Origin of the sequence: Streptosporangium album (assembly GCF_014203795.1) — a bacterium.
Lineage (GTDB): Bacteria > Actinomycetota > Actinomycetes > Streptosporangiales > Streptosporangiaceae > Streptosporangium > Streptosporangium album.
On sequence record NZ_JACHJU010000004.1, the window covers coordinates 169,413 to 196,378 of the forward strand.

Consider the following 26,966-nt stretch of genomic DNA (forward strand, 5'->3'; position numbering starts at 1 on the left):
CCGGGCCCCCGCGTCATCATCTGGACGGTTCGTGGGAACCACCGTCAGGCCCGTGTCGTCCCGGTTGCCCTGCACGGGGGCTATTCGCCGCCGCGCAGGGCGGTGCCCGGCTGCTGGCGAAGGGCGATGTGCGTGGTCAGTAGCCCCGTGGTGAGTGCGAGGACACCTGCCGCGCCCAGGATCAGAGCGATGGTGGGACCTTCCAGGGAGGGGTACGGCGAGTCGGTCAACGCCTTACTGAACACCGTCAGCACCATTGCGGCCACCGTCGCGCCGACGCCGAGTGCGGCGAGCACCGTGACGGCGTTCTCCGCGCTCATCATGCGGGCGACCTGCCTGCGCGTCGCACCGACGAGCCGCAACAACGCGAATTCCCCGGCGCGCTCCATGGTGGTCATCACCAGCGTGTTCACCACCGAGATCGACGTGAACACGGTCACCACGACCAGCAGCAGGTAGGTGGCGGCCATCGATGCGTCCTGCTGGCGGCGCGCCTCGGACCAGTGCGCGGTGCGGTCCAGTACCTGCCAGGACGGATGCTCCCGCCGCAGAGCCTCCAGCCCCTCCGCCACCGTCTGCTGCTGTCCCGGCAGGGCGCGCACGTACACCGTTTCCTGGCCGGACGGCTCACCGTTCCGGTGCGCGGCGGCGAGCCGATGTGAGACGACGAGGTCACCGAACCCTCGGTCACGGGTGTAGATCGCGGTGACCCTGGTGCCTTCGCGACGGTCGTCGCCGAAGGAGAGCCACAGCCGATCGCCCACCGCGGCGTGGACCTTGCGGGCGAGCGCCCGGCTCATCGCGATGTCGTGCGAGCCGAGCCGGTCGACGTCGCCTTGGGCGACGCCCAGGTCCAGAACCTGGTTCAGCGGGCCGTCGGTGACCGCCTGGGCGATGGCATCCGCGCCCTGCCCCGCCGGATCGTTCCGGGTGAGCACCTGGGCCCATGTCTGCCGGGTGCCGACTGCCGCGGCCACCCCCGGCAGTCCGCTCACGGTCCGGTCGGCGGAGTCGGGCAGTCCTTTCCCCGCAGCCTGCACCAGATGGTCGGCGACCAGCCGACCGTGGTCCTGCTTTTGCAGCTCATGCCACTTCATCTGCGGGACGAACAGGGCGACGGCCGCGAACGCGACGGTGAGCGCGAGCGGCGTGGCGGCCGCGCCCAGCCTGCGGTGGCCGACGCCGAGGTTCGCCCGGACCAGCGGGCCGATCACCGGCAGTAGCACAAGGCACAGGAGCCCGAAGGCGGCACCCGCGAGCCTTCCGACCCAGGGGGCGAGCAGTCCCACCGCGACCATGAGCACCATGACCATGCCGCCCGCCGCGTTGGCGGCGTCCGACACCGCGGACCGGGAGAGTGCCGCCAGCCCCCAGACGCCGCCGGCCAGCACCGCGAGTCCCAGCACCGTGCGTGCCACGCCCACACGCCGGGCGGGCACCGACGCCTCCCCCAGGGCTTGCAGGACGCGGACCTTGGCGGCTCGCCGACTGCTGCTCCAGACGGCGAGTTGGGCCGTCACCCCGCACAGCGACACCGCGCCGAGCACGCTGGGCGGCCCGAAGCTCAACGAGAAGGATTCCGGCACCCAGCCCTGCCCGACGATCCAGGCCCGCAGCGCGGCCGCCAGCAGAACGCCGAGCCCACAGCCGGGGACGGCGGCGACGGCGGTGACCACGAGGGCCTCGTAGGCGATGAGCCGGCGGACCTGGCCGGGCGTCGCGGCGACGGCCCGGAGCAGGGCGATCTCCCGCGTGCGCTGCTGAACCGAGAGGGAGAAGGCGCCGGCCACCGCGAAGGCGGAGACGAACAGGCAGATGAAGCCGAAGGGGACGGCGAAGGAGATGACGTCTCCCCCGCCCTGGGCCGGCGCCGCCCTCGCCCCCGATTCCAACAGCGCGGCGCAGGCCATCACTAGAAGCTGCGCGCACGTCATCGCCACGAACGATCCGGTGAAGGACGTTTTCCGGAACCGTACGGTGGACCAGGCCAGCGAGACGAGCACGTCACACCCCCAGTCCGGCGAGCCGCTCGGCGACCGTCGCCGCCGACGGTCGGCGCAGCACGTCGATGATGCGCCCGTCCGCGAGCAGCAGCACGGCATCGGCGTACGAGGCGGCCGCTGGATCGTGGGTCACCATCAGGACCGTCTGACCGACCTCCTCGACCAGCCGGCGCAGCAGCTCAAGGACCTTGCGGCCGGAGGAGGTGTCCAGCGCTCCGGTGGGCTCGTCGGCGAAGACCACGTCAGGCCGGGTGATCAAGGCCCGGGCGATGGCCACACGCTGCTGCTGGCCTCCCGACAGTTCCCCCGGCCGGTGGTGCCGACGTTCGCCGAGCCCGGTGTAGTCGATCAGCCGCTCCAGCCAGTCGCGGTCCAGCGTCGCTCGCCGGCCCGCGAGACGGACCGGCAGGACGATGTTCTGCTCGGCGGTCAGGGCGGGAAGGAGGTTGAACCCCTGGAAGACGAACCCGATGCGTTCACGGCGCAGCCTCGTCAAAGCCGTCTCACTGAGAGCGCCGAGTTCACGACCACCGACCTCGACCATGCCCTGATCCGGTCGCTCCAGGCCGGACGCGCAGTGCAGCAGCGTGCTCTTTCCCGACCCGGACGGGCCCATGATCGCGGTGAACGTGCCGTACGGCAATGCCGTCGACACGTTGTCCAGCGCAATCACTCCGCCCCGCCCTCGACCATGGGTCTTGCGCACTTCTGTGAGGCGTACCGCCCACCGGACCCCGCCCGCCGGCTCGGCGCCGGTCGCGAGCCGCGTCGGCGGTCGCTCCTCCGAACGCTCTGCCACTCGAGCTTCTGCCCTCCGGTCGACATCCCCGTCCAAACCACAGTCCTCCATCGCCGGCACGTGTGACCCCTGTCGCCCTGAACGCAGGTGCATCTATCATCTCATTTGTGATCGCCTTGGATCGGCTGGTGACGTTCATGGTCACCGCATTCGTCATTATCGTGATCCCCGGCCCAAGCGTGCTGTTCGTGGTGGGCTGAGCCCTTTCATACGGAAGGCGTACCGCGCTTGCTTCGGTGATCGGCAACGGACTGGGCGCACTGGTACTCGCCGCAACGGTAGCGTTCGGAGTCGGCTCCCTGGTGGCGCGGTCGGCCGTCCTGTTCACAGCGATCAAGCTGGCGGGCGCGTCATACCTGGTGTACTTGGGGATCAAGGCGTGGCTTGAGCGCGGTGGGCGGCTCAGTTTCGATCCGGATGCAGGCCGAGCGGGTGGCGGCGATTCGTTCAGGCTTCCTCGTCGGTGTGGCCAACCCGAAGGCGGCGGTGTTCTTCGCAGCGGTATTGCCACAGTTCGTGAACCGGCCAGCCGGACAGGTGCCGTTGCAGATGCTGATCCTGGGCGGGATCTTCACGCTGATCGGATTGATCTTTGACTCGGCCTGGAGCCTGGTAGCGAGTAGCGCTCGCGTGTGGTTCGGCCGCTCTCCCAAACGGCTGAGGATCGTCGGTGGCGCTGGTGGCCTGGCAATGATCGGTCTCGGCCTGGGTGTCCATTCACGGGGGTGAGCCCGCGTCAAGTGGCGACCGGCGTGGGTAGCCAAGGCCGTCCGGCGAGGACGGCGTGAATGGCGTCGATCGCGCGGATGCCGTGGCCCTTGGTGGTGACCAGGTAGAAGCGCACGCGGCAGTACCGGCCCAATGTGGCCATGGTGTGCCAGTAGCCGGAGACCGCTTGATGGCGTTTCGGTTCCTTGAGCGCCTGCTCGCTGGCGTTGTTGGTGAACGGGACAGCGAAGTTCGAGGTGAACAGCCAGACCTGTTCGGCCTTGGCCGCGAGTCGGCGGGCCAGCCGGTAGCCGGGGTGGTTGCCATCGTGCCAGTCGCGGTGCCGGTTGGTGATCTGTCCCCAGTGGACCTCGTGGTCGTAGCGGGCCCGCAGGCCGGCCAGCAGATCGTCGTCGAGGCGGTCCCGGTTGTCGGCGGCGGCCTGGCGGACCGCGACGAGCGCCGCCAGCAGGGTCTTGCGGACGCGTTCGGCCCAGCCCTGCTCGACCGGGTGCAGGTCCCGGACCCCGGCCAGGTGGCGGACCAGATGGGCGCCGCATTGCTGCACGCCGGCCAGCTGGCCGGCGAACTGCGCCCATCCCTTGTAGTCGTCGCGGACCAGGTAGCCCGCGTACCCGTTCAGGACGCCCAGGTCTTTGATCGCGTCCTTGGAGCGGGCGCCGATCGGCTTCAGCCAGACCAGCCGCTCATCGGGGGTGCGCAGGGTGACGATGTGCGGCCGGCCGGGCAGCGGCTCGCCCGTCTGTTCGTCGGTGTCCTTGCGCAGCACGTTGACCGGCGTTTCGTCACCGCACAGCACGTCTTCGGCTCGCAGGGCGGCCTTCATCGCCTCGTCGAACCCGGCGCAGGCCAGCTTGTCGGCGAACCGGGCATGGGCCTTGGCGACGAACCCGGCCGAGACCGACGTGCTCAGCAGCGCCTCCATCAACATCGCGGTCCGCTCGACCGGGACATTACCCAGCGCCTGCACCATGATGGCCGCCGCGTTCACGTTCGGCCCGTACACCACGCTGCCCGCCTGCCCGGACGGCGCGGCCGCGCGGGTGGTCGTCCCGCAGCCGCCACACACCAGCTTCGGCAGCAGCCAATGCGTCTTTTCCACCGTGATCGGCGCGATGTCCCACACCTGCGCCCAATCGGCCCCGACCTGCCGGGCTCCGGCCAGGTCATGGCCACATCCCGAGCACTCGGCCGGCGGCTCGGCCGTCCGCTCCGCCCGCTCGCCCTCCGGCGCCGGGGTCAGCCCGGCTCCCTTACGACCCTTCTGCCCGCCCGGCTTGCGATCCTTCGAGCGTTCCCGCTGCGAGGTCTGCCGCTCGGCCTTGCGGCGGGCCTTCGCCGCGATCGACTCCTTCGACTCCGGAGTGGAGGAGTTCGTGCTGTCCATCCCCAACCGGCGTTCCAGCTCGGCCAGCCGCAACTCAAGACGACGACGAGCCTCACGCTCGGCCTCGCGTTCAGCAGCTCGGGCTGCTCGCTCCTCGGTGAGCAGCGTCTTCAGCACCGCGACCTCGGCGTCCTTGAGCTCCACCACCCGGCGCAGCTGCTCGTTGGCAGCACGCCACGCCTCTTCGGCAGTAGAGGGCGGGATGTCGGACACAGGACAGCATGATCGAGGATCACCTCCCGCAGATCAAACCGGAACAGCGCTGCAGGTCACGAGGGCCCGTGAATGGACACCGGCCTGGGCATCGCCGTAACCGGCCGAAAAGACTGATGGGGTCCCAGTAGTAACGACGCAGGAAACAACGGATATGCAGGTCAGCGGCCCACCTTCCAGGCTGTGCCCGAAGGTTCTTAAGGAAGCTCTGACCTGCATATCCGTTGGATTTTTCGCCAGTACTACCGGGACTCCTTCAAACGGCTACGCGTCCGCTACGAACACCGCGCCGATCTCCATCAGGGCCTGCTCGACCTGGCGTGCAGCATCATCTGCCTGCGCCGCCTTCGAACCTCATTTTGAAACCATCAGTAAGTGAGCACTAATCATGTTGTAAGAGATTAATTGACCTTTAGTCAACCAATTGTTAGGCTCCGACCGCTTGATGATCTTCACATGGATCGGAGCTTGAGTGCACAACCCCCCCACGCCCTCGGTTCACCATGCGCGGAAACGCCTGCTGAAGGGAATCGCGACGGGACTGCTGATCACGCCCCTCCTCGCGATCACCGCCACTCCAGCGGCTTCGGCCGACCCCGCCCCCAGCACGCCCTCCCAACAGACCCCCACCCCCACCGGCTTACCGAAAAACCCCGTCGAGCTGCTGGGCGCGGCGACGGAGACCACCCGGTTCTGGAAGCACCCCGACGGCCACGTGACCTCGGAGATCTGGTCGAGGCCCGTCCGCGTCAAGCAGCGCGGCGCCTGGGCGTGGATCGACCCCACCCTGGCAGAGCAGAACGGCACCGTGAAACCCAAGGTGATCAAGGGCGACCTCGCCCTGTCCGCCGGGGGCGGCACCGGCCCGTTCGCCACCTTCCGCCCGAACGCCCAGCAGTCCCTGGCGCTATCGTGGCCCACCGACCTGCCCAAGCCCATCCTGCAGGGCAGCCGGGCGACCTACCCCGACGCGGCCGGCCCCGGAGCCGACCTGGTGGTCACCGCGCTCCCCACCGGATTCCGGCAGGACGTGGTCCTGCGGACCCGGCCGGACAAGACGCCACAGCTGGAGATCCCGGTCACCGCCACGGGCCTGACCCTGGCCGAGGCATCCGACGGCCGACTGCGGCTGACCGATCAGCACGGTCAGGGCGTCGCCGTCGCCCCCAAGCCCGCCCTGCGCGACACCGCGGACCCGAAGGGCCGCGACCACCACGGTAAGCGCGGCACCGTCGAGGTCAAGGTGCGCACCGAGGGTGACCGCCAAACGCTGCTCCTCACCCCCGATGCCGACTTCCTGGCCGACCCTGCCACCGCCTACCCGGTGACCCTCAGCTCCGCGTTCAGCATGGCGATCACCGCCGACACCGACGTCAACAGCGTCTACGACTTCAACAACATCGACGGTCCGGCCCTCAAGGCGGGCACCGAATCCACCGGCGAAAAGGGCCGCACCTACCTGAAGTTCGACATCTCCCCGATGGTCGGCCAAAACGTCAGCAACGCCACGCTCTCCCTGCTGAACGTCGACGGCCCCAGCTGCGGCACCAAGGTGGGAGCCGGCATCCAGGTCCGCCGCGTCACCAGCGCATGGGACCCCTCCACCCTCACCTGGTCCCCCCAGCCGACCAACACCACCGAAAACGCCGTCACCAACACCAGCAGCGTCCACTCAGGATCCTGCGCCCCCGCCCCGATGAACTGGGACATCACCGCCATCGCGAAGCAATGGACGGGCGACATCGGCAACTACGGCCTCGTCCTCATGTCCCCCACCGAGGCCAAGAGCGCCAACTCCCGGGTCTTCCCCTCCGCCGAAGACACCGACTTCAACACCCCGCCCAAGCTCACAGCCACCTTCACCCCCGCCGGCGGCCCCACCGTCGTCAGCCCCGCCGGGCCCGACGGCGTGGAGGTCTTCACCGCGCCCAATGAATGGGGCACGGACCTCCTCCCGATGGCCGAGGGACAAGCCCATGCGCTGAGTTCGGCGTATGACCGCGTCGAGACCAATGGCGACGCGCTGGCTCCCCCGTATGTCGACATGGTCACCGGCAACGTCATCGTCCCCGCGGCTACGGTGGACGGCCGGGCCGTTGCGTCCACTTCCCTGACTGGTACCGCCTACCTTGGCCTCGGCGGCGTCGACTGGACGCTTCCCGGCACCTACACCGGTGCCGACACCGATGAAGACGCCGAAGCGCCGGCGGGCCCGTCGGAGGAATACAACTTCACTCCGCAGGTCCCGGATGTGGTCAACAGCTACAGCAAGCTGTCGACCATCGCCAGCGAGATCCCGACGCTGGACCCGAGCCAAATGCCCGGTGTCGGCGGCGTCGTCGAGTCACGCCCGTGGCCTGAACGAAACCAGGTCCTCCTTACCGCGAACGCTGTGACTCCCGAGCTGCGGCTGGCCCTGGCGCAGCGCTATGGCACAAACACCGTGACCATCTGGCTGAATCCAGACGCCACGCGCAGCAATATTCAGGACACGCGAGACAACGATAATGACGAATACGTCAACGGTGGAGGCGCATACTTTACCTCGAAGAATGCCGGATGCACCGTGGGGTTCGCCTGGGCGGTTCCCGAAGGTAGGCGTATGGTGACGGCCGGGCACTGCCTTCCCGACATCGGCGAGTTCCAATACGTGGACAGGGTGGTAGGCACGGAGAGAATGCATATTGGAATTACCCTTTCCAGCACTTGGGTAATGGGCAAGGGGTCCGTGAAGCTCCCCGGTCAGACGCAGACCCGCGGGGACGCCGCGATAGTGGAGTACTTTGACTCGTACAAGCCCACGGCGTCGATATTCGTCGGCGGGGTGACCTCAGGCGAGAAGCGCCCTGTGAGGCGCAGCTGGACTCGCCGCTCAGTGCCCGGTGACCTCTTCTGCATAGGAGGAAGGACAACCGGCCAGTCGTGCAACTGGAAGGTCGAAGAAGTCAATAAGCCAATCCCGCAGGGTATAGATGGCGGCGGTTTCGCCGGCACTCTCGCGAACGGCGTTAGGGCAACACGGCGCGGCGACTGCTCAGAAGGAGGCGACTCCGGCGGCCCGATCTTCACCATCGAATCGGACGGGTACGTTGTCGCCAAGGGAATCCTCAGCGGCGGGGCGGACGTCCTTGGCTTCTGCAAACTTAACTTCACCGATATCCATGACGTTCGCAAAGCCTTCGGTGGCGACGTCATGAAGCGCCGATAAGAGCAGGTCATCTTCCATGGTTTTTTCCCTCAGCAGCAGAATGACCCCTGCCCTTCTCATGGGGTTGGCGGCCATGACCTTGACGGCCTGCAGCGGATCTCAGTGGCAGGACATCAATACGGCGACGCTGTCGAAAGATGAGCGGACATTGACCGTGGAAGTGCTCCTCGCAACGCCAGAAGACAATAAGTTGCAATGCGAAAAGGTGACGGAAACCGAAGTAAACGAATCCTCTTCGCAAGTGATCATCGGGATTCAAGTAAGCAACAACTGCCCAAGCTCGGGGAACGACACCCTGGCCATAGGGTATGTGCGTTTCGTGAAACTAAAACTAAGACAACCGCTTAGCGGGCGAACTGTCTTGGACAACACGCGCCATCAACGCGTCAAGATCAGCTGATTGTCCGACAGTTCGTCAGTCGTGGCGGACCTGGCGTCTGGGCCGATAGGCAGGCCCCCGACGCCAGGTCCGCTGTCAGCCGTCCTCGCCTGCGGCCATCGCGGCCAGCCCCTCCCTCGCGAACGCGATGATCTCGTCTGGCTTCGACGGCAGCTTCTGCGGTTTGACGCTGACGGTGTCCCGGTAGAAACGGGTCTGCTCGCGGCGTTCGCCCCTCCACCTGTCCCACTGCATCGAGAACACGTCGTCCTCACGCACCGGCAGCTTCACCTCGGCGCCGACCGCGCGCATCCTGCGCTCCAGCCCGTCGAGCCCGAAGGAGCACCCCACCAGGGGGGTCAGCCCACATAAGCCCAAAACCCACATTGGGATGATCTTGATGACAGGAGAGCGGTGGGCGGGCGGTGGAGCTTGGCCTGGCTGTGGTCCTGGGGAATTTCAATGGATTTGCCTGACCTGCGATAACGCTGGTTGCCAGTGGTCGCCAGGAGGGTGTGGGGGTTCAGCGTGGACGGCGGCGCTGGATGGGGTCGGCTTCGGCGGTGACGCGGGCGGAGGTTTTCTCGCCGAGGCGGACGTAGCGGCCGAGGCTGGCCAGGTGCTGGTGGCGGCTCTTGGCCTGCAGTTCGGGCGCGGTGCGGCCGGCTTGGGCCAGATGCTGCAGCGCGCTGTGGCGGAGCTGGTGCAGCGTCCACCCCTGCCGGTGCGGGTCGAGCTGGGCCGAGGCGGTCTTGAACAGGTATTCGGCGCGTGGGTAGGACAGTCGTCCGCGTCCTGTGGCAGGGTCGATGTCGGCGGCCGCGGGTGTTCGCGGGCCGGAGGCAGGAGCACGCCGGTCGGCCAGGAAGACCGGTCCGCTGGTGCGGCCGGCCAGCAGGCGGGGCAGCAGCCGGGCGGTGGGGGTGGCCCAGTGCACGTACTCGATCGCGCCGCCCTTGGAGACCACCCGGGCGCGGCGGAACTCCAGGTCGAGATCTTCAACGTTGAGCGTGAGGATCTCCTCGGCGCGCGCAGCCGTGTCATACAGCAGCCGCCAGAGCACCCTTTCGCGCAGAGCGTGCGCAGGATCGGTGAACAGCGACTCCAGCCGGGTGCGCGGGATGGCACGGTCGCCACGGCGGGCGCTCTTGCGGCGCTGCAGTCGCCGGGCCGGGTTGGTGGCCAGCAGGTCCTGGCGCTGGGCCCAGGTGGTGAAGGAGACCAGCGCGGACAGGTGCCGGTTCCAGGTGGCGGCCACCGCGGTGTTCCAGCGGGCCATCACCGCCGCGTAGTGCTCGGGTTGCAGGGCTGCGGCCGGGAACTGGGCGCCGGCTGCGGCGATCAGTCGGGTGAGGGTCTCGGCGTAGCCGGCGCGGGTGGTGGTCGTGGTGAGGGAGTCGAGGAAACGCTCGACGGCGGCCGCGGCCGTCGGCCCGGCGGCGGGGGCCGGTTCGGGCGGGCTGGGGGGCCCGGTAGTAACGGCGAAATTTTCGACGGATATGCAGGTCAAACCCTCAGCAGAGGGCTTCGCATACAGCTCGACCAAGGGCCGTTGACCTGCATATCCGTTGTTTTTTCCGCGCTTACTACCGGGACCCCTAGCAGCCGCGAAACCGGCAGGCCAGGTGGCCTGCCGGTCAGTGCGCTTCCTCATACCAGGGTCGGGATGGGCTCGGTAGCCGAGGGAACCGGACGGGAGGCGGTCGAGGTGGCTCGGTGGGAGATGGAGGCGAAGGAGACGAGCAGGAGGATGGCGCCGAGCGGGATGAGGTCCTTGTCGATGTTCGGCATGATGAGGTCGCACAGGACCAGGAAGGGCGTCCACACCTTGATCCGGCGCATGACGGCGAGCTGGACGACGAGAGCGAACTGGCCGACGTAGAAGAGGTACGGGCCGACGTCGTAGGCCGCGAGGGTGACCCCCGGGGTATCGCGGATCTCACGGGTGAGAAGGCTCATGCTCAGGTTGTCGACGGACAGCAGTCCAGCCACGACGTCGATGGTGAACTGCGTGGCCAGAGCGAGGGCGCCGGCGGTGGCGATCACTGCGATCACAGTGGACAGGGCGTTGCCTCCTGCCATCCGGCGCATCTGCCGGAAGATGTACACGAACAGCCCCATCGCCGCGATGAAGGCCAGATGGCCGGTGGTCCAGGCGAGACCGGGGCCACGACTGCCGTCGAGCCCGTCAAGAATCCGGATCACGCCGTAGGCGAGGGTGAGCAGTGGGGCGGCAATGAAGGCGATGCGCGGGTTCATCCGGGGCTCCTTGGCAAGGGGTGCTTACGCCCTTAATCCTGGATTTTCACCCGCCGGAAGTAATCGCCGACGGGAGCGATCTCTGCCATCCCTCTCACGGGGGAACAGGCATCCCTCCTGTCGGCGAGGTATCCGGGGTCGAGGAACGCGGGGACAGCCATTAGCGGTGAGATGGATCATGGTGCAGATGGTCACCGCGACCTGCGGAAACACTCAAGGTCGCGTTATCGCGCCAGACTCTCCCGCCACGTTCGGGCCGACGCTGACTCAACGCCGTTGTCGTGCACACCCGTCCTGACATGCTCGAACATCCCGTACCGCTACCGGTGGTTCGTTGGATCAAGAATGATGCCGGGTATCGCCTTATTAATGCTCGTTCGAGCGTTTCAGGGGGTGGGTGATGACCGCTCGTCTGCCGTGCCCGGTGGCGCCTGGTCCGCTGGAAGAGTACGCGGCGTGTTTCGATGATCTGTTCTCCGCGCTCGGGCAGCGGCGCGGGTTTCGCGAGTATCTGGCCGGGCTGTTGCTGCCTCGCGAGCGCAACAAGACGCTGACCTGCCTGGCCGGGGCCGAACCCGTGGTGGGAATCAATGATCCGGCGGTGCAGCGGCTGCAGTACTTCCTGTCGGAATCGGTGTGGAACCCCGAGGCGGTCAACGACCGGCGGGTGGCGTTACTGCGGGCCGATCCGGCGGTTGCGCCGCACCGGGGCGGGGTGTTGGTGATCGACGACAGCGGCGACCGCAAAGACGGGCACGCCACCGATCACGTGTCCCGTCAGTGGCTGGGCCGGCTCGGTAAGACCGACAACGGGATCGTCACTGTCTTGGTGGTCCCGTCTCGCCCTGCTTCACATCAAAATGACTCATACGTCTATGTCTCACAGCAGTCTGACAGAGAGGGTTCAGGGCGCGGCACAGGTCCTTGGCGCGCAGGTCACCGTCGATGCGGGTGAAGACGGCCAGAATCTCCTGATAGGCGGGCGGGAGCGGTTCACCGGCGCCGACAGTGCCGGGCTGGTCTTGCTCGCCCTGTTGCCCGGCGATCTCCAGCAGGGTCTGCCGGGTAAGCCGCAGACGGGACACCACCTGCTGGATGTCCTCCAGCCGGGCGGACAACTCGGCGATCTCGGCGCGCAGCCGGTCGGCTTCGGCGTGGACGTCCTGTTCGCGTTCGTCCAGGTGCCGCAGCAGCTCATCGGGCACCACCGGTGCGGTGCCGGGGCGTGTCGTCACGCCGCCAAGCCCAGCAACGACCTCGACCGCCAGGTCGTGGTGGCGGTACCGGTCAGCCGGCGGGTCATGTTGTCGGCCATCGACCAGTAGACCATCGACTCGGCGCTGGCGGTCAGCCGTTCGTAGTCCCGCCCAGGCGACGGTGCAGCATCAAAGTGCCGTAGACCTGCTCGACGACCCACCGCTTGGGTAACGGTGCAAAGCCCCTGGTCTGCGGGTCGCGGTGGACGGTCTCCACCTCGATGCCCAGCGCGGCTCCGTGCCGGGTGACCGCGTTCTTGAATCCCGCGTCCACCCACGCCTTGGTGACGGCGGGGTTGTCGATCGCGACCTTGTCCAGCAACTGGATGCCGATCGCGTTGTCGTGCACGCTCGCGGCGGCCACCACCACCGCGATCACCAGCCCGGTCACGTCGACGGCCAGGCCGCGCTTGCGGCCCGGGCTCTTCTTGCCCGCGTCCAGTCCGGTCGTGGCGGCGGGCGCGCTGACCGAGGCGCGTACGGTCTGGGTGTCCAGGACCACCGCGGTGGGGTCCTCGCGTCGTCCGGCCTTCTCCCGGACCTGGCAGCGCAGCAGGTCGTGGATGGTCTGGTCGGTGCCGTCGTCGCGCCAGGCGGCGAAGTAGTAGTACACCGCGGTGTGTGTCGGCAGGTCGTGCGGCAGGTAGCGCCACTGGCAGCCGGTCCGGGCCTGGTAGAGGATCGCGTTGACGATCTCCCGCATCGCGTAGCGTCCCTGGTGTCCGCTGACCGAGGGGTGCCGCGTCTTCCACGCCGTGATCACCGGCTCGATCAGCGCCCATCGCTCGTCGGACAGATCGCTGGGGTAAGGCTTACGCTCGGCCATGCCGCCAGTCCATCGCAGCCGTATCGGATGTCAACTCTCCGTCATGAGATCCTCACTCTGGGGAAAACTCATACGAGGGCAAACCCTCTCAAAACTCCCTCTAAGTTCGTCATGGTGCACCACTGCGTCAGGACTCCGCAAAGCCGGCGAATCGTTTTCCGGGGCCGCCGATCGCGGCAGTCAACAGCACAACGCGCGAAGCGCATCGTCGTGGCGGCGGAGCCGATGGCAGGCCGGGCAGCCATGTCCCTCGATTATGCCGGCCGACCGCGGACATCGACCGACGCGCGTCACGACCTACAGGGCGAACGTTGCCTGCTACGGCACTACTTCGCCCCTGGACGTAGCTTCGGGAGTCCTGGGCCGTGACCAGCAACAACTGGGCCCCACGCACACAGCACCCCAGGAAAGATCCGTTATCGTGCGTTGCGTATCCCGAGAATGTATGCCGCAGTAAGCGCAACGGCACGGTCTTCGTCATGTGACAGATCTGCGAGGGCACGTGACGCTGTGATTCCCGGGATATCCGCGAGCGCCTGTGTCAGCCGTCGACGTGCAGACGATTCAACGGTGCCGTGGGCGAGGCAATCAACGAGCCTGGTAGCGATCTGATCCGCCAACGCGGGACGACTCGCCAGCGCGCTCAGTGCATCGGCTGCATCGACGTCATTCGTCCCCTCGACGACCATATCGACGAGCGTCGGGACCGCGTCGGCTACTCCACGTGCCCCGAGCGCCAGAGCTGCATACCTGCGGACCACGATGTCGGGGTTCGCGAGGGCGTCCTGCAGCAGTGCGGTCGCCTCACCGTTCGGAATCTCAGCGATGGACTGGACGGCACGTTTCCGCACCTCGGCTACTGGTGAGCCGAGGCCCTCCGCCAGCAGCGCCAATCCGCCATCGCCCGATTGCGCCAAAGCCCATCGAAGGGCTCCGGCGACGTTCGGGTCCGTCTCGCTCAGCGCTGCCTCGACCAGTGCTTCCACTGGCACCGGAACCTTTTCAACTGAGGACAAGGCCGCGCGCTGGCGCTTCCCAGCGCTCTTTGACCCCAACGCCTGGAGGAGTACAACGATCTGGAGGACGTCCTCCCAGCCGGCGGGTTCCGCGGCATCGATCCGACGGAGTCGCGTGAGCAGCTCCGTCTCACCTGCGATGCGTTCTCGCGTCTGGCGGATGAGGTCGTCGACGAGTTCTGAGGGCGTGAAGCCGGGATCATCGAGCGCGCGCCTGACTTCACGCAGCGACAGCCCCAATGACCGCAGGCTCTCGATATGGAAGATCCGCCGGATGTCCTCGCTGGAGTACTCTCGATAGCCAGCGTCGGTACGACCCGTTGGCCGCACCAGGCCGAGCGAGTCGTAATGCCTGAGCATGCGGGCGCTGACCCCGGACCGTCGTGCCACATCACCGATCAACACTGCCTATCACCCCTCCTGGCTGGTCCTGCCGAGGGCTACGACGCGCTTCGCCTCCTCGATCGCGAACTCGAATCCGGCATCCGGGTCGCGCAACAGCCGTTCCGTGGCGATCGCGTGCGCGCGCACGCGAGGGTCGAGATCCGTCATCGCAGCGCGCAGAGTTGGCAAAATCACCTCACCGAGCGCGATCAGCGCCCGGCTGAGGCTCAGCTGCATCTCACGTTCGCCGCGCCCGAGCTGTGTCGACAACACTGCGGCCAGCTCGGGCTCTTCACCTTCGGGCACGAGCACGACCGCTGCCCGCCAAGCGCTCCGCGCCACCTCATCGTCGGCGTCGGACAGAAGCGCCCGTGTGATCGCTGGCCACGCTTGCCGATCTCCGATCTTGGACAGCGTGTGCAACACCTGGCTCCGTGCCTGCGCACGCTCCGAGCGGACTTCATTGAGAAGCTCTGGGACCGTCATTGATGCCGAGTGGCGGGTGAGTGCCCACGTAAGCATGTCGCGCACGTAGAATTCGGGTTCGATCGCGCATCGTTCGATGAGCTTGTCGATGAACCGCGGGTCAGGGGTCGTGCCGACCGCTAGCGCTGCCCGCAGCCGCACTGACGAGCGGCTGTCCTCCAGCCCCTGGAAAGCTCGAATCGTATCCGTGTCCTGTTTCGGCACGGTCATCGGGACCACCTCCTTGGCTACAGTGAAGACCTTGTCACTGTGTCAAGGTCAAGCGGGGTCACGCCGCGAGATCACCAGGCACCCTCTGTCCACCGAGTTCGGTGCTTGTCAAGTCAGATGAGACGTGCGTGACGTTATGAGGCACGTTCACGTGTACGCCGACATCACGCAACGTCACGAATCACGAGTTGTGACACAGACACTCAGCCTTCGGCGTCCTCGTCGTCGACGTCGGTCGCGTCCGGGTCACGCAGGGGCCGCAGGCCCTGCGCTGGGCCGCTCGCCGTAATGTTGAACAGATAGCGGCCCAGGAAGTTGATGTGCCGGTCCTTCAGCGGCGACAGGCGGGCCACGTCCTCATCCTTGATCTCGTGACCCTCGGCGCGCAGCTGGGCGACGGCGGCGTCCAGATAGCGGGTGTTCCACAGCACCACGGCGTTGAGGACGAGCCCGAGCGCTGCGAGCTGGTCCTCCTGTCCGTCCCGGTACGCCTGGCGGATCTGCCCGCGGCCGCCGTGGCAGATCGCGCGGGCCAGGCGGTGGCGGGACTCCTGGACGGTGAGCTGCCGGTTCATCAGGCGCCGGTAGGTATCGTCCATCGGGTCGACCAGGGCGAGCAGGTGCATGGTCTTGTCGATGCGGCCGTACTCGGCGAACGCCGCTCCCAGCGGCGTGGGGTGCCCCTCGCGGCCGAACATCCGCAGCAGGTCGTACGCCCTCACCTGGTTGGTGATCAGCGAGCCGGCCACCCGCAGCATGTCCGGCCAGTGCGTCTCGATCCGCTTGAGGTTCACCTTGTTACGGGCGACGGCTTCGAGCGGCCCGTAGTCCCCGGCCGGCTCCTCGCCTTCCGGCACGGGCACGTCCGCGCGCCAGAACCGCTGGTCGACCAGATCGCGGAAGCGCGGGGCGAAGCGGAAGCCGAGCATCTTGTACAGGCCGAAGGCCATGTCCGGAGTACGAGGCGTTGTCGGTGGCCACCATCTCCGGCCACACCCCGCCGTCGAGGTTCAGCAGCGTGTCCAGGGTGAACAGGCTGTCGCGCGGGGTGCCGCGCACGACCATCGCACCGATCCCTGCGACCTGGTCATTGACGGCATTGAGCCAGGTCAGACCGCGTTTGTAGCCGTAGTACTTCGGCGAGGGCCCGGTGTTGATGCTCTTGACGGGGACGACGAACCGCAGCCCGTCGACGGAGGCGAGCATCCCGCCGCCCCACCTCTGCGCCAGCTCGATACGGCCCTGAGCGGTGATCAGCGCCGCGTTCGCCGCGGCGATGGTGTCGGCGCGCAGGTAGTTCTGGTCCACGTGCGACAGGTGCGAGCGGGTCAGCGCCCGCTCGTTCGGGTCACACACCGGCGTCAGCCCGATGTTGCAGCTCTCCGACACCAGCAGCGCCACCAGGGAGACGAGCAGCCCCTCCATGCGCGTGGGCCGGGCGGACATGTGCTTGAAGGCGTCCAGGAACCCGGTCCAGGAGTGCACCTCGAACAGCAGATTCGGCAAGTCGATCCTGGGGAGCATCGCCTCCGTGGTGTTCTTCAGCCAGGTCAGCGACTCCGGCTCGCCGACCGCGCCGAGCTTGTCCACGCTCAGCCGGGCACGTCCCCCGCCCTCGGGGACGACGATCTCGACCTTCGTCTCATCCCCGGCCTCGGCCAACCGGTCGGCCATCTGCCGCCAGGCCGCATCCAGGCCCCGGGTCAGCCCGCTCAGATGCTCGCCGACATCATCGTTCAGGGACAGACCGGCCAGCACGTCCCCTCGCATCGCCTCCCACCTGGGCCCGTCCAGCAGCTGCGCCCGCGGGTCGGCCCACCGGTTGGAGGGGACGACGAAGATGTCCCGCCGGTTCAGCGCCCGGTGCAGCTGCTCCAGCATGCACACCACGTACGCATCGCGGTCGACTGCGCCCTGCGGCAGCTTGGCATTGGAGAACACCGCCCGCCGCCACATCGCCGGCACCAGGTTCGCGTCCACCTCGCGCGACAGCAGCGGGCGCTCCTTGACCCGCCGCCGCGACAGGGCCGGGAGACGTCGGACCGCCTTGAGGATGCGCTTGCCGCCCTGTGCGGCGCCCAGCGCGTTCGACTCGCCCAGCAGGGACAGGAACGGGCGAACGGTGTTGTAGCGCAGGGCCAGCTTCTCGCGCATCGCCGCCTCGGCCGACCCGTCGCCCTCCGGCACCAGGGCCTCGACCATCGCCACCGCACCGGACACCGCCGCCCTCGGTACGGTCTCCTCCACCGCCGCCCACAGCGCCGCCAAGTCCAGGTCTGCGCCTTACTCAGCTGCCCATACCGGGCCAGCGTGTTCAGCCGGTTCACCGGCACCCTTGAGAGGTTCACCCGACCCAGAGCGAACGCCGAGATCTCCTCCACCCGCTCCATCGCGCGGGCCATCGCCGTGCCCGTCGACTTCGTCGGCGGCGTCCGCAGCCGCTCCAGCTCCGAGAGCCGCTTGCCCTCCGACACCTCCAGCAGGCCCACCAGCGCCGGCGCCAGTGTCCGGTCCGCCTTGTGCGCGGCCTTGGCCACCGACTCGTACAGCCGCCGCTCCGCCACCGTGCGGGCCTCCGACACCTGCCGGGCCAGCACCGAGACACCCGGCAGAAGTACGCGGTGCCGGCGCAGCCACGTCACCGCGTGGTTGAACGGCGCCACCGGCCCCTCGGCGTGCGTCCACGCCCGGCCATACAGGAACGTCCGGAACTCCCGCGACCACTTCCGGTCGCTGTAGTCGCGGTACCCGAACCGCTCCCGGATCTCCTGCGCGTGCTTGTACGGCGTCATCCGTCGCTCCGCGTACGACTTCACGCACGACGCGTCCTCGATGCCGAGCTGGCCGGCCAGGTAGTCCACGACCTCCCACGGCACCGCCAGCGGATCGTCCCCCAGGAACGTGCCGATTCGGAAGCTCCACGCCGGGGCTATTCGCTGTGGTAGCGACCATGATCAATCTCAGCGCTACTTCCTGTACCGCAACTACTCACACCCGGGGTTGGCCGCGGCACCATCTACCGGGCGCTGCAGCAGACGCCCTGAACCCCTGGCTGCGGCGTTCCTATCAGGGGTGGCGCCGGTCGGGTCCCTGCTCGCGCACATGGCCGCGTTCGCGCCGGTCGCCATGCCCCAGCTCGTGCGGGAGGTCCTCGGCGTCGACCGGCTCGGTGGACTACCGCCGACTCTGCCGCGACCAGCTCGCCATGCTGCTCACACCGCCCGAGGACGTCGTGCCTGCCGTACGAGACCCGGACTAACTGGGGTTCCGGGCAGGTTGGATACCGGGCATCATCCGATCGGATGATGCCCGCTCGAGCGTGATGGGCGATGCGCGGCAGGGGCCTCGGCCGTGATCATCGACGTATGCCCGTCATCGAAGTCACCGGACTGTGCAAGTCCTACGGGGGCCGGCCCGTGGTCGACGGTGTCTCCTTCGCCGTCGAGGAAGGCGAGATCTTCGGCGTGCTCGGCCCGAACGGTGCCGGCAAGACGACCACGGTCGAGTGCGTCGAAGGGTTGCGGGCGCCTGACGCCGGGCAGGTGCGGGTGGCCGGCTTCGACCCGCTCACCGAGCGTCAGGACGTTACCCGGATCCTCGGCGTGCAACTCCAGCAGAGCGCGCTGCAGGAGAACCTGACCGTCCGCGAGGCACTGCAGCTGTACAGCGCCTTCTACCCGGCCCCGGCCGACTGGCGGCAGCTGGCCGAACGGCTCGGCCTGACCGACCGGCTCGACGCCCGCTTCGGCACGCTCTCCGGTGGTCAGCGGCAGCGCCTGTCCATCGCGCTCGCTCTCATCGGCGCTCCCAAGGTCGTCGTGCTGGACGAGCTCACCACGGGACTCGATCCGCGCGCCCGGCGCGACACCTGGAAACTGATCGAGGATGTGCGCGACTCCGGGGTGACCATCCTCCTGGTCACCCACTTCATGGAGGAGGCCCAGCGCCTGTGCGACCGGATCGCCGTCCTCGACGCGGGCAAGATCGTCGCCCTCGACACGCCCGCCGGGCTGATCCGCCGCACCGACGCCGCCACGGTCATCACCTTCACCCCCTCCCGCCCCATCGGCGACCTCGACCTGGCCGCGCTGCCCGCTGTCGTGTCCGTGCGGCAAGCTGCGGACGGCCAGGTGAGCGTGCGCGGCACGGACGAGACGGTCGGGACGCTGATCGCCCTGCTCGCCAGGCACCAGATCACGGCACACCACCTCCAGGTCACCAACCCCACCCTGGACGACGCCTTCCTCCACCTCACCGAACAGGAGACCTGACATGTCCGCGTCCACCGCCGTGCTGAAAGCCGAGGCCCGCCTCATCGGCCGTAACCGTGCGGGGGTGTTCTGGGTCGTGGCCTTTCCCACCCTGCTGCTGATCATCCTCGGCCTGCTGCCGACCTTCCGGGCGGCCGACGCGGCACTCGGCGGCCTGCGGATGGTCGATGCCTACGTCCCCGCGCTGCTGCTCGCCGTGATCATGTCCGGTACGCAGGTCATGCCGGGGTTCCTGATCAGCTATCGGGAGCAGGGGATCCTGCGCCGCATGTCCACCACGCCGGTACGGCCGCTCACCCTCCTGACGGCGCAGATCGTTCTGCACGCCGTCGTCGCCCTCGGCTCGGCGGTCCTCGTGATCGCCGCTGGCCGGCTCATCCACGGCGTATCGCTCCCGCGGCACCTGCCCGGGTACGTGGCGGCCCTCGTCCTGGCCACCCTGGCTGCGCTCGCGCTCGGCACGATCATCGCCGCGTTCGTCCCGAACACGAAGCTCGCCACCACGGTCGCCACGATCGCCTTCTTCCCGCTGGCCATCTCCGCGGGACTGTGGGGACCGGTCCAGGTCCTGCCGGAGATCGCCCGGCGCATCATCGAGTTCACCCCGTTCGGGGCGGCTGCCCAGGCGCTCGACCAGGCGATGCGCGGCCACTGGCCCGACTGGTCGCTGCTGGGCGTGACGGCGCTGTGGAGCGTCGTCCTGATCGCCGCAGCCGCACGATGGTTCCGCTGGGAGTGATCGGCCCGCAGAATGGGCCCATGGCGCGTGACGCGATGCCCGTGGAGGGGGTCCCGGTAGTACTGGGGAAATTTTCGACGGATATGCAGGTCGAAGCCCCCGCAAAGGGCTTCGACCTGCATATCCGTTGTTTCCTGCGTCCTTACTACTAGTCGGTGGTTTGTTGACATGGGGTCGATGTCGCGGTAAGCCGGTGGATAGGGGTAGTTGGTGCTGTTCGGGGGTGGTCGTGGTGGTGACCGCGCGGCGTCCGTGTCCACCGGCGCCGGGTCCGTTGGAGGAGTACGCGGCCCGGTTCGATGATCTGTGGTGCTCGCTCGCGCAGCGCCGGGGGTTCCGCGAATATCTGGCCGGGCTGTTGTTGCCGCGGGACCGGAACAAGACGCTGACGGCCCTGGCCGGTGCGGAGCCGGTGGTCGGGGCCCAGAACGCGGCGGTGCAGCGGCTGCAGTTCTTCTGAGTCGGAGTCGCCGTGGGATCACGAGAAAGTCAACGCCCGGCGCCTTGAGCTGCTGCGGGCCGATCCGGTGACCGCGCCGCATGCGGGCGGGGTGCCGGTGGTCGATGACAGGAGGGGACCGCAAGGACGGCACCGCCACCGCGCACACCGCCCACCAGTATCTGGGCTCGGTCGGGAAGATCGAGAACGGGATCGTGGCAGTGACCACACTCTGGGCCGACGAGCGGGTCTACTACCCGCTGCACGCGGTGCCCTACACCCCCGCCGCTCGGCTGCCTCGCGGCCGCAGCGATCCGGCATTTCGCACCAAGCCGCAGCTCGCGGCCGCTCTGGCAGGTCGGGCTCAGGCCGCCGCCGTGCCGTTTCGGGCGCTGGTGGCCGACTGCGCCTACGGCGACAATGCGGCCTTCACCGCTGAACTGTGGGCCGCTGGATTGGCCGTTCGTGCTCGCGCTCAAGCCGCACCAGGGCTCCTGGGCTCCGGTGGATGAGGCGCACACGCCGATCGACGCCGCCCGTGAGCTTGCCTGGGGAGGTCCCCAAGCGCCGGGCGCCTGGACCAAGGTCGTGCGGCGGTTTCGCGATGGCCGTAGCACCGTGTGGTGGGCCGCGGACGCGGTCTTGGGCGGCTACGGCCCGCACCAGGCGGTCCGGCTGATCGTCGCGACCGCCGACCCGGCGACGCTGCCGGCCAAGGCGACCTGGTATCTGGCCACCAACCTGCCCCGCCCTGGGAGCGTCCGTGCGGCCTGGAGCCCGCATCCGGCCGCCGGCCTGGCCGAGATCGTGCGCCTCTACGGCCTGCGGACGTGGATCGAACAGGGCTACAAGCAGGTCAAGGACGAACTCGGCTGGGCCGATTTCCAGGTCCGCTCCGATGCCGCGATCCGCCGCCACTGGGCCCTGGTGGCCTGCGCGTTCACCTTCTGCCGGCATGCCCGGCCCGCCGATCCGGTCCCGCCACCACACCTCCCGCCCGCCCCGGCCGACACCGACGGCGGAGAGAGGGGGGCCCACCGCCACAGTGCCACCCGTGCCACTGTGCTGGCCTCGCGCCGCCCGCCACGTCCGCGGTTGGCTGACCCCCTGCGCACTGCTGCAACGCTGGTGGCGCAACTGGTCGAGCAGGCCCCCGCCCGCTGAACTACAGGGCCTGGTCACAGCCGTCACCGCGGGGCGGTCCCTCAACCTCTACGCCCCGCCTTAACAAACCATCGTAGTGCTGGGTTCCTCAAAGGGTGTTGAGCTGAGCGGTGGCCAGCCATCCTGATCAGGGGCATCGTGGATGACAGGGAGGTGGTGTCATCATGCCGAAACTGCTGCACGCTCGAGCGCCGCGAGACGGCGAGGAGGAACGCCAGATCCGTAAACTCGCCGGTGCCCGGCACGCCCCGGCCGACTGGATCCAGCGCGCCCAGATCGTCGTGTTGAGCTGGGAGGAGATGCGCGGCCCGGCCATCGCCGCGATGCTGGGCTGTCATCCGGAGACCGTGCGCCGCCGGTTGCGCCGCTTCAACGCCGAAGGCATCGACGGGCTCGGTGACCGGCCCGGGCCCGGTCGCAGACCGCGGATCACCCAAGCCGAACGATCGCAGCTCATCGCGCTGGTCAAGACGACACCGCCCGGGCAGCTGCGCTGGGAGCCCTGGGGTGAGCTGGAGGCCGACGACGAGGATGGGCCGGCGGTGTGGACCCTGGATGCCCTCACCGCCGCCGCCCGTGAGCAGGGCATCGACATTCACCGTTCCCAGGTGCGCCGGATCCTTCTGAAAGAGGGGGTGAGATGGCGCCGCACCCGGTCCTGGACCACCAGCAAGGACCCGGACTTCGCCGCAAAAGAACGCAGGTCGTCGGCCTGTACACCGACCCGCCGGACGGCGCGGTCGTCGTCTGCGCCGACGAGCTGGGGCCGGTGACCCCGCGTACCTTCGGCCCCGCGCCCGCCTGGTCCGCCGACGGCCACCGGATCAAAGCGCCGCTGGAATACTTCCGCGGCCCCGACAAGACCTGGGTGTACGGTGCGCTGCGCGTCGCCGACGGCGCCGCGGTCACCATGACCGCCGCCTCCCGCAACAGCGACTGCTACCAGCGGTTCCTGCAACGACTCGAGGACGCCAACCCCGGCCACGGTGACATCTGGGTGATCGCCGACAACCTGTCCGGTCACAACAGCCTCGCCACCCGCACATGGCCGGCCGACCATCCCCGCATCCAGCACGCGTTCATCCCCGTCGGCGCCTGCCGGCTCAATCTGCAGGAGGCGTGGTGGCGGATCTTCCGCCACCATGCCCTGGCCGGAGTGTCCTTCGCTGATAGCAAGGACATCGACCACGCCACCCGCATCGCCACCGCCCAGCTCAACCAGCGGGCCAAACCCTGGGTCTGGGGACGGCCACCACCGGCCCCCAGACACCTACGCCGCCAGTTCGTCTACAGCCTTTGAGGAACGGAGCACTAGTCGACCGCCGACTGGGCGACCAGCGCCAGCAGGATCGGATAGCGGCGCTCCCCGCGCCGCTGAAGCCCCTGCACCGTCGACCGCCGCCCCAACGTCGCCAGGAACCGGCGCCGCTCGGTCGGCAGCATCGACAGATCCAGACGGTGGGCGTCCATCCCGCGCAGATACCGCAGCTTGGCGATCGCGACCTTCACCGCCGCGGCCGTCGCCTCCACCGCCGGCGTCGTCAACCACGCCAGCCGGGTCATCCCCAGCTCCTCGTCGAACACCAGCAGCCGGTCCACATCCGCTCGTATCGGTCCGGTCAACAGATGATCGACCTTCTCCGATGTCAACGCCCCCGCCGCGTTACGCGCCGACCCGACCATCTTCATTAACACGACCGCACCGGGCCGGACCACCTTCGAGCTGATCAGATGCTCGGCCGCCTGGTGGAACAGCAGCGACGGCGTGTCGTGCTCCATCGCCCGGTCAAGAAAGAACTGCTCCAGCTCCTTCAGCGTCTCGCCCCTGGTGGGAACCGGTTTCCAGTCCAGGTACTTCAGCACCAGCCTCAAATGATCACTACGGGTCTGCGCCCGCCCCCCGTCCGGCTCCAGGGCTCCCGAAACACCGCCAGCTGGTTCGCCAGCCGCTGCACCGCCGCCTGCGGCACCGACCAGATGTCATCCGGCACGAACCCCAGCCACGGCAACGTGCACAGCTGCACCGCCAACCCCAAGCGCGCCGCCGAACCCCGGCCCCCGCCCCGACTCAAGTTGTCGATGAACCCCAGATCCTTCCGCGTCAACGTGAAAAACCTGATCAACTCCTCCCTGCCGATGTCCGGATACGACCGCAGCCGCTCCATCTGCTCGTCGGAGAAGAACTGAACCGCCAACCCCCGCCAATCTCCACGACCGCACCGAAACCAGTACGAACCGTAGTAGCAGAGATCGCCAGGCGTCCCCCAAACCCAAATAGCCCCAAGTCAGGGGCGGGTTCGTTGGATTCTGCTTCATTGCTGCCGGGACCCCCGGAGGGATCGCGGTTGCGACGTCTATCCGGCTTCGTCATTTTCGAGTCCCTCGGGTCGAGCGCGGACTGACGATCAGTGCGTCGCGTTGTGCGGAGCTCAGGCGGTCCGGCCTCGGGGTGATGGCGTACGCGCCGCGCCCGACCTGCTCCATGGTGAGCGGGTCGGAGAGGATCGGACGACGGCTGATCGCGTCCAGGGCGTCGGCCGCCCGCTGGATGGGCCAGTCCAGTGCCGTGGCGAGGTCGTCCACGGTAAGTGGCCGAGCGGCGTACACCAGCGCGGCCAGCACTGTCAGCGCGTCGTGCACGACGGCGTCGGTGAGGCCGCTGTCGTTCATCTGCTCGCTGATCCAGGTGAAGAACTGAGCCATCTGGCCCAGCCGGGTGCCGGCGGGCGTGCCGACGCCGAAGATCTCGATCCCGTGCCGCGCGGCCGCCGCGACCTCGGCGTGTGCCCCGGTGTCGGCTTTGAACGCCCGGAGCCAGACATCGTCGTCGATGACGTACCGTTCGCGGCGGCCGGAATCCTGTGTGCGCCTGACCAGCTCGATCTCCTCGAGGTAGCCGATGGCCTTGGACACCGACGCCGGGCTGACCTGTAGCTGGCGTACGAGCTCGGCGGACGTCAGGCTCCCGGAGTCGGAGGCGAGCAGGCAGACGAACACGCGAGCGGGCATCCGGGGAAGGCCGGTCCCGACCAGCAGCGTCGCGAACTGCTCCACGAAACCGCGCACGGACTCGGCCGGCCGCCCGTCGGCTGGTGGCTCCGTGGCTTGAACTGGTCTGCGGCGGGCGCGCTGCCCGGCGGCCTGCTGGGCGCGGTCGGCCAGGTAGCCGCCGGGCGCGCTGTTGCGTGCCACTTCGCGGCTGATCGTGGATGTGGGCCTGCCCAGCCGCCGGGCGATCTCGGCGTATCCCAGCCCTTCGGCCAGCCAGATCGCGATCTGCCGGCGATCCTCGTGGGTCAGCCTGCCTCCGGGCATCGGCTCGCCCTCCTGTCGGTTCGGGTTCACGGGTGCGTTCACCAACAGTACATTGCAACGGCTGGTTGGCATGGATTGCATTTATCAACAATGCTGTTGCAACGATCGGCTGAAAGTCCAGCATCCCAAGCGCGTTATTGGAGGTTTCTCGTTGACGAGACTTGAAATGCAACGTAGCCTTTTCCCGCTTGGAAAGAATCGGACAGGACGAGGAACCCCTTATGGCAAGAGCGTTGGATGTGACCCGGATGCGAGCTCGCGTCTCCGAGCTGCTCGCGGAGTACCGGATTCCGAGTGCCGCGATCGGCGTCCTCCGCGACGGGGAGATCACCGACTTCGCGGTCGGCGTCAAGAACATCTCCACGCGGGAGCCCGCGACGACCGACACCATCTACCAGTGCGGCTCCGTATCCAAGACATGGACCGCCCTCGCCTTCATGCAGCTCGTCGACGAGGGGAAAGTCGCCCTGGACGAGCCGGTGCGGACCTACCTCCCTGATTTCCGGGTCGCCGACCCCGGCGTCAGCGCCAAGGTCACACCCCGCCATCTCCTCAACCACACCAACGGCATCGAGGAGAACTACGGAGATCCGGGCGAGGACGACGACGTGTACGAGCGCATGGTGGAGAACATCGCCGGCGCATGCCAGGTCCACCCCTTGGGCCACACTCACGGCTACAGCGCGGCCCTGGGCTACGCGATCCTCGCCCGCATCATGGAGGTGATCGACGGCAAGCGGTGGGACGACATCATGAAGGATCGCCTGTTCGACCTCTTGGGACTGACCTCGACGAGCAGCCGGCGTGAGCACGCGGACCAGAACCGGGCCGCGACCGGATACCTGATCCGATCCCTCGAAGAGGGACCCATCTTCTCACCGCTGGGTCACCTGCCGCGCTCCTTCGGCCCCGGAGGCAACGTCAACACGACAGCCCGGGAATTGCTCACGATGGCGTACGTCTTCCTTAACGAAGGAAAGGCGCCGAACGGGACCAGAATCGTCTCACCCGGCATCATCCGCGAGATGACGGAGTCGCGGGTCCCCATACCTGACCCGTACATGTTCGGGCCGGAATGGGCACTCGGCCTCATCGTGTGCGATTGGCACGGCCAAACCGTCTACGCCCACGACGGCAGCGCAGTCAGCCAGAGCGCCCGCCTGCGGATCCTGCCGGAATCGAACATCGCCGTCTCGATGCTGGCGAACGCCGGGCCGCGCGACAGCTTCTACCGGAAGGTGTTCAACGAAATCCTGGCCGACCTCGGCGCGGTCACGATCCCCGACCTGCCGGAGCCCGACCCGACCCTGGCCCTCGATCTGTCCAGGTACGAAGGCTCCTACGAGCGCCCCGGCACCCGCTACGAAGTGGCGGCCGACCGCGGAAAACTCCACCTCAAATTCACCCTGAACCCCATGGAGGCGCAACTCCTCAATAAACCAGAACAGCTCGACTACGAGCTGTCCCCGATCAGCGAGACCCACTTCTTGATGCCTTCGGACGATCCGCTCGAGGACCCTCAGACCGTCGCGATCTACGACTTCAAGAATGGTGCCGCACAGTATCTTCACATCAATTGCCGAGTAAATCCGAGAGTCAATGAGGAGGATGCCACGATGCACGTCATGGCTGTTTCCACGATTTCCGACAACGACGGTTTCTGGGATTCCCTGAAGAAGGCGTACGGCCAGCTTCCCAAGGGTTCCAAGTGGACGCTGGCGGTGACGAGCACCGACGGGACCAAGGCAGTGAACGTCATCGTCCATGACTCGATCGACGGCGTCAGGAGCTTCTTCGAGGATCACGCCGGCCCCTTCGCTACGACGGAATACTTCGAGGCCGACGCGTCCAACGCGGTCGGCCTCCCCACGAAGTAGCCGCTC

General features: G+C 67.8%; 24 protein-coding genes and 5 pseudogenes. 15 read left to right on the top strand and 14 right to left on the bottom strand.

Translation table 11 applies throughout. From position 1 onward, the window contains the following. Positions 1-80: 80 nt before the first annotated feature. Both FHR32_RS34625 and FHR32_RS34630 read right to left on the bottom strand, forming a co-directional pair. Positions 81-2,003 carry an FtsX-like permease family protein gene (locus FHR32_RS34625; RefSeq protein WP_184758759.1) on the bottom strand — a complete coding sequence of 641 codons (1,923 nt, stop codon included), beginning with the start codon at positions 2,001-2,003 and terminating at the stop codon, positions 81-83. Between the two features lies 1 nt (position 2,004). Then, entirely contained in the window at positions 2,005-2,802 is a 798-nt protein-coding gene (locus FHR32_RS34630; RefSeq protein WP_376773430.1) for an ABC transporter ATP-binding protein, read from the bottom strand. A gap of 236 nt (positions 2,803-3,038) precedes the next feature. Between FHR32_RS34630 and FHR32_RS46305 the strand changes: the two are divergent. Both FHR32_RS46305 and FHR32_RS34635 read left to right on the top strand, forming a co-directional pair. Further along, a pseudogene (locus FHR32_RS46305) lies at positions 3,039-3,128 on the top strand (LysE family translocator); the annotation flags it as partial. A 67-nt stretch (positions 3,129-3,195) separates the two neighbouring features. After that, on the top strand, positions 3,196-3,531 hold the full coding sequence (locus FHR32_RS34635) for a LysE family translocator (RefSeq protein ID WP_312882836.1): 336 nt from the start codon (positions 3,196-3,198) through the stop codon (positions 3,529-3,531). 7 nt (positions 3,532-3,538) lie between these two features. Here FHR32_RS34635 and tnpC read toward each other — a convergent pair whose 3' ends face one another. Then, positions 3,539-5,131, bottom strand: a complete 1,593-nt coding sequence (gene tnpC, locus FHR32_RS34640; RefSeq protein ID WP_184758760.1) for an IS66 family transposase — start codon at positions 5,129-5,131, stop codon at positions 3,539-3,541. Between the two features lie 715 nt (positions 5,132-5,846). Between tnpC and FHR32_RS34650 the strand changes: the two genes are divergently transcribed. Together FHR32_RS34650 and FHR32_RS34655 are read left to right on the top strand one after the other, a co-directional pair. Further along, a complete protein-coding gene (locus tag FHR32_RS34650; protein ID WP_184758761.1) occupies positions 5,847-8,339 on the top strand; it encodes a DNRLRE domain-containing protein in 2,493 nt (830 codons plus the stop codon). 16 nt (positions 8,340-8,355) lie between these two features. Beyond that, complete coding sequence (locus tag FHR32_RS34655; RefSeq protein WP_184758762.1) at positions 8,356-8,739, top strand: hypothetical protein; 384 nt, start codon at positions 8,356-8,358, stop codon at positions 8,737-8,739. Between the two features lie 75 nt (positions 8,740-8,814). Here the strand turns inward: FHR32_RS34655 and FHR32_RS34660 are convergent, their stop codons facing one another. The 3 genes from FHR32_RS34660 to FHR32_RS34670 all read right to left on the bottom strand — a co-directional run bounded on the left by FHR32_RS34660 (position 8,815) and on the right by FHR32_RS34670 (position 10,977). After that, positions 8,815-9,105, bottom strand: a complete 291-nt coding sequence (locus FHR32_RS34660; protein ID WP_184758763.1) for a hypothetical protein — start codon at positions 9,103-9,105, stop codon at positions 8,815-8,817. A 136-nt stretch (positions 9,106-9,241) separates the two neighbouring features. Then, positions 9,242-10,228, bottom strand: coding sequence for a tyrosine-type recombinase/integrase (locus tag FHR32_RS34665; RefSeq protein ID WP_246468276.1), 987 nt, complete (start codon positions 10,226-10,228; stop codon positions 9,242-9,244). 140 nt (positions 10,229-10,368) lie between these two features. Further along, positions 10,369-10,977 (bottom strand): hypothetical protein, encoded by a 609-nt coding sequence (locus FHR32_RS34670; protein ID WP_184758765.1) that lies wholly within the window; start codon positions 10,975-10,977, stop codon positions 10,369-10,371. 400 nt (positions 10,978-11,377) lie between these two features. Here FHR32_RS34670 and FHR32_RS34675 point away from each other — a divergent pair. After that, positions 11,378-11,803 (top strand): annotated as a pseudogene (locus FHR32_RS34675) (transposase); the annotation flags it as partial. Positions 11,804-11,999: 196 nt separating this feature from the next. Then, positions 12,000-12,302 (top strand): hypothetical protein, encoded by a 303-nt coding sequence (locus tag FHR32_RS34680; RefSeq protein ID WP_184758766.1) that lies wholly within the window; start codon positions 12,000-12,002, stop codon positions 12,300-12,302. Here the strand turns inward: FHR32_RS34680 and FHR32_RS34685 are convergent. From FHR32_RS34685 to FHR32_RS47740, 4 genes and pseudogenes are all read right to left on the bottom strand, one after another. Next, a pseudogene (locus FHR32_RS34685) lies at positions 12,209-13,059 on the bottom strand (IS5 family transposase). The gene FHR32_RS34680 and the pseudogene FHR32_RS34685 sit on opposite strands and share 94 nt — an antisense overlap. A 416-nt stretch (positions 13,060-13,475) precedes the next feature. Further along, positions 13,476-14,480 (bottom strand): HEAT repeat domain-containing protein, encoded by a 1,005-nt coding sequence (locus FHR32_RS34690; protein ID WP_184758767.1) that lies wholly within the window; start codon positions 14,478-14,480, stop codon positions 13,476-13,478. A 6-nt stretch (positions 14,481-14,486) separates the two neighbouring features. Further along, positions 14,487-15,155, bottom strand: coding sequence for a HEAT repeat domain-containing protein (locus FHR32_RS34695; protein WP_184758768.1), 669 nt, complete (start codon positions 15,153-15,155; stop codon positions 14,487-14,489). A 203-nt stretch (positions 15,156-15,358) separates the two neighbouring features. Then, positions 15,359-17,312: pseudogene (locus tag FHR32_RS47740) on the bottom strand (Tn3 family transposase); the annotation flags it as partial. A 153-nt stretch (positions 17,313-17,465) separates the two neighbouring features. On the opposite strand from FHR32_RS47740, the gene FHR32_RS46310 reads away from it, so the two are divergent. After that, the gene (locus FHR32_RS46310) at positions 17,466-17,894 is read left to right on the top strand and encodes a hypothetical protein (protein ID WP_281391173.1); all 429 of its coding nucleotides are present in this window, start codon (positions 17,466-17,468) and stop codon (positions 17,892-17,894) included. Here FHR32_RS46310 and FHR32_RS45110 read toward each other — a convergent pair. Continuing rightward, positions 17,786-18,031, bottom strand: a pseudogene (locus tag FHR32_RS45110) (DUF4158 domain-containing protein); the annotation flags it as partial. The gene FHR32_RS46310 and the pseudogene FHR32_RS45110 overlap by 109 nt on opposite strands. A gap of 489 nt (positions 18,032-18,520) precedes the next feature. Between FHR32_RS45110 and FHR32_RS34705 the strand changes: the two are divergent. The 7 genes from FHR32_RS34705 to FHR32_RS34725 all read left to right on the top strand — a co-directional run bounded on the left by FHR32_RS34705 (position 18,521) and on the right by FHR32_RS34725 (position 23,068). Then, on the top strand, positions 18,521-19,426 hold the full coding sequence (locus tag FHR32_RS34705) for an ABC transporter ATP-binding protein (protein ID WP_184758769.1): 906 nt from the start codon (positions 18,521-18,523) through the stop codon (positions 19,424-19,426). A 1-nt stretch (position 19,427) separates the two neighbouring features. Further along, positions 19,428-20,165 (top strand): ABC transporter permease, encoded by a 738-nt coding sequence (locus FHR32_RS34710; protein ID WP_184758770.1) that lies wholly within the window; start codon positions 19,428-19,430, stop codon positions 20,163-20,165. A 193-nt stretch (positions 20,166-20,358) separates the two neighbouring features. Continuing rightward, complete coding sequence (locus FHR32_RS43465; RefSeq protein ID WP_221465275.1) at positions 20,359-20,625, top strand: hypothetical protein; 267 nt, start codon at positions 20,359-20,361, stop codon at positions 20,623-20,625. Between the two features lie 104 nt (positions 20,626-20,729). Next, the gene (locus FHR32_RS43470; protein WP_221466657.1) at positions 20,730-21,116 is read left to right on the top strand and encodes a transposase; all 387 of its coding nucleotides are present in this window, start codon (positions 20,730-20,732) and stop codon (positions 21,114-21,116) included. Then, on the top strand, positions 21,070-21,768 hold the full coding sequence (locus FHR32_RS43475; RefSeq protein ID WP_221466464.1) for a hypothetical protein: 699 nt from the start codon (positions 21,070-21,072) through the stop codon (positions 21,766-21,768). Before FHR32_RS43470 ends, FHR32_RS43475 begins: the two co-directional genes overlap by 47 nt. A gap of 164 nt (positions 21,769-21,932) precedes the next feature. After that, positions 21,933-22,541, top strand: a complete 609-nt coding sequence (locus FHR32_RS34720; protein WP_184758771.1) for a helix-turn-helix domain-containing protein — start codon at positions 21,933-21,935, stop codon at positions 22,539-22,541. Then, complete coding sequence (locus FHR32_RS34725) at positions 22,538-23,068, top strand: transposase (protein ID WP_184759021.1); 531 nt, start codon at positions 22,538-22,540, stop codon at positions 23,066-23,068. Before FHR32_RS34720 ends, FHR32_RS34725 begins: the two co-directional genes overlap by 4 nt. 11 nt (positions 23,069-23,079) lie before the next feature. Here the strand turns inward: FHR32_RS34725 and FHR32_RS47420 are convergent, their stop codons facing one another. From FHR32_RS47420 to FHR32_RS34740, 3 genes are all read right to left on the bottom strand, one after another. Further along, positions 23,080-23,631: a DUF4158 domain-containing protein gene (locus tag FHR32_RS47420; RefSeq protein WP_184758772.1), complete on the bottom strand. Its 552-nt coding sequence runs from the start codon at positions 23,629-23,631 to the stop codon at positions 23,080-23,082. 5 nt (positions 23,632-23,636) lie between these two features. Further along, positions 23,637-23,933, bottom strand: coding sequence for a DUF4158 domain-containing protein (locus FHR32_RS47425; RefSeq protein WP_184759022.1), 297 nt, complete (start codon positions 23,931-23,933; stop codon positions 23,637-23,639). 202 nt (positions 23,934-24,135) lie between these two features. Further along, the gene (locus FHR32_RS34740; RefSeq protein ID WP_184759023.1) at positions 24,136-25,083 is read right to left on the bottom strand and encodes a helix-turn-helix domain-containing protein; all 948 of its coding nucleotides are present in this window, start codon (positions 25,081-25,083) and stop codon (positions 24,136-24,138) included. Positions 25,084-25,304: 221 nt separating this feature from the next. Between FHR32_RS34740 and FHR32_RS34745 the strand changes: the two genes are divergently transcribed. Then, positions 25,305-26,960 carry a serine hydrolase gene (locus FHR32_RS34745; RefSeq protein ID WP_184758773.1) on the top strand — a complete coding sequence of 552 codons (1,656 nt, stop codon included), beginning with the start codon at positions 25,305-25,307 and terminating at the stop codon, positions 26,958-26,960. Positions 26,961-26,966 lie beyond the last annotated feature (6 nt).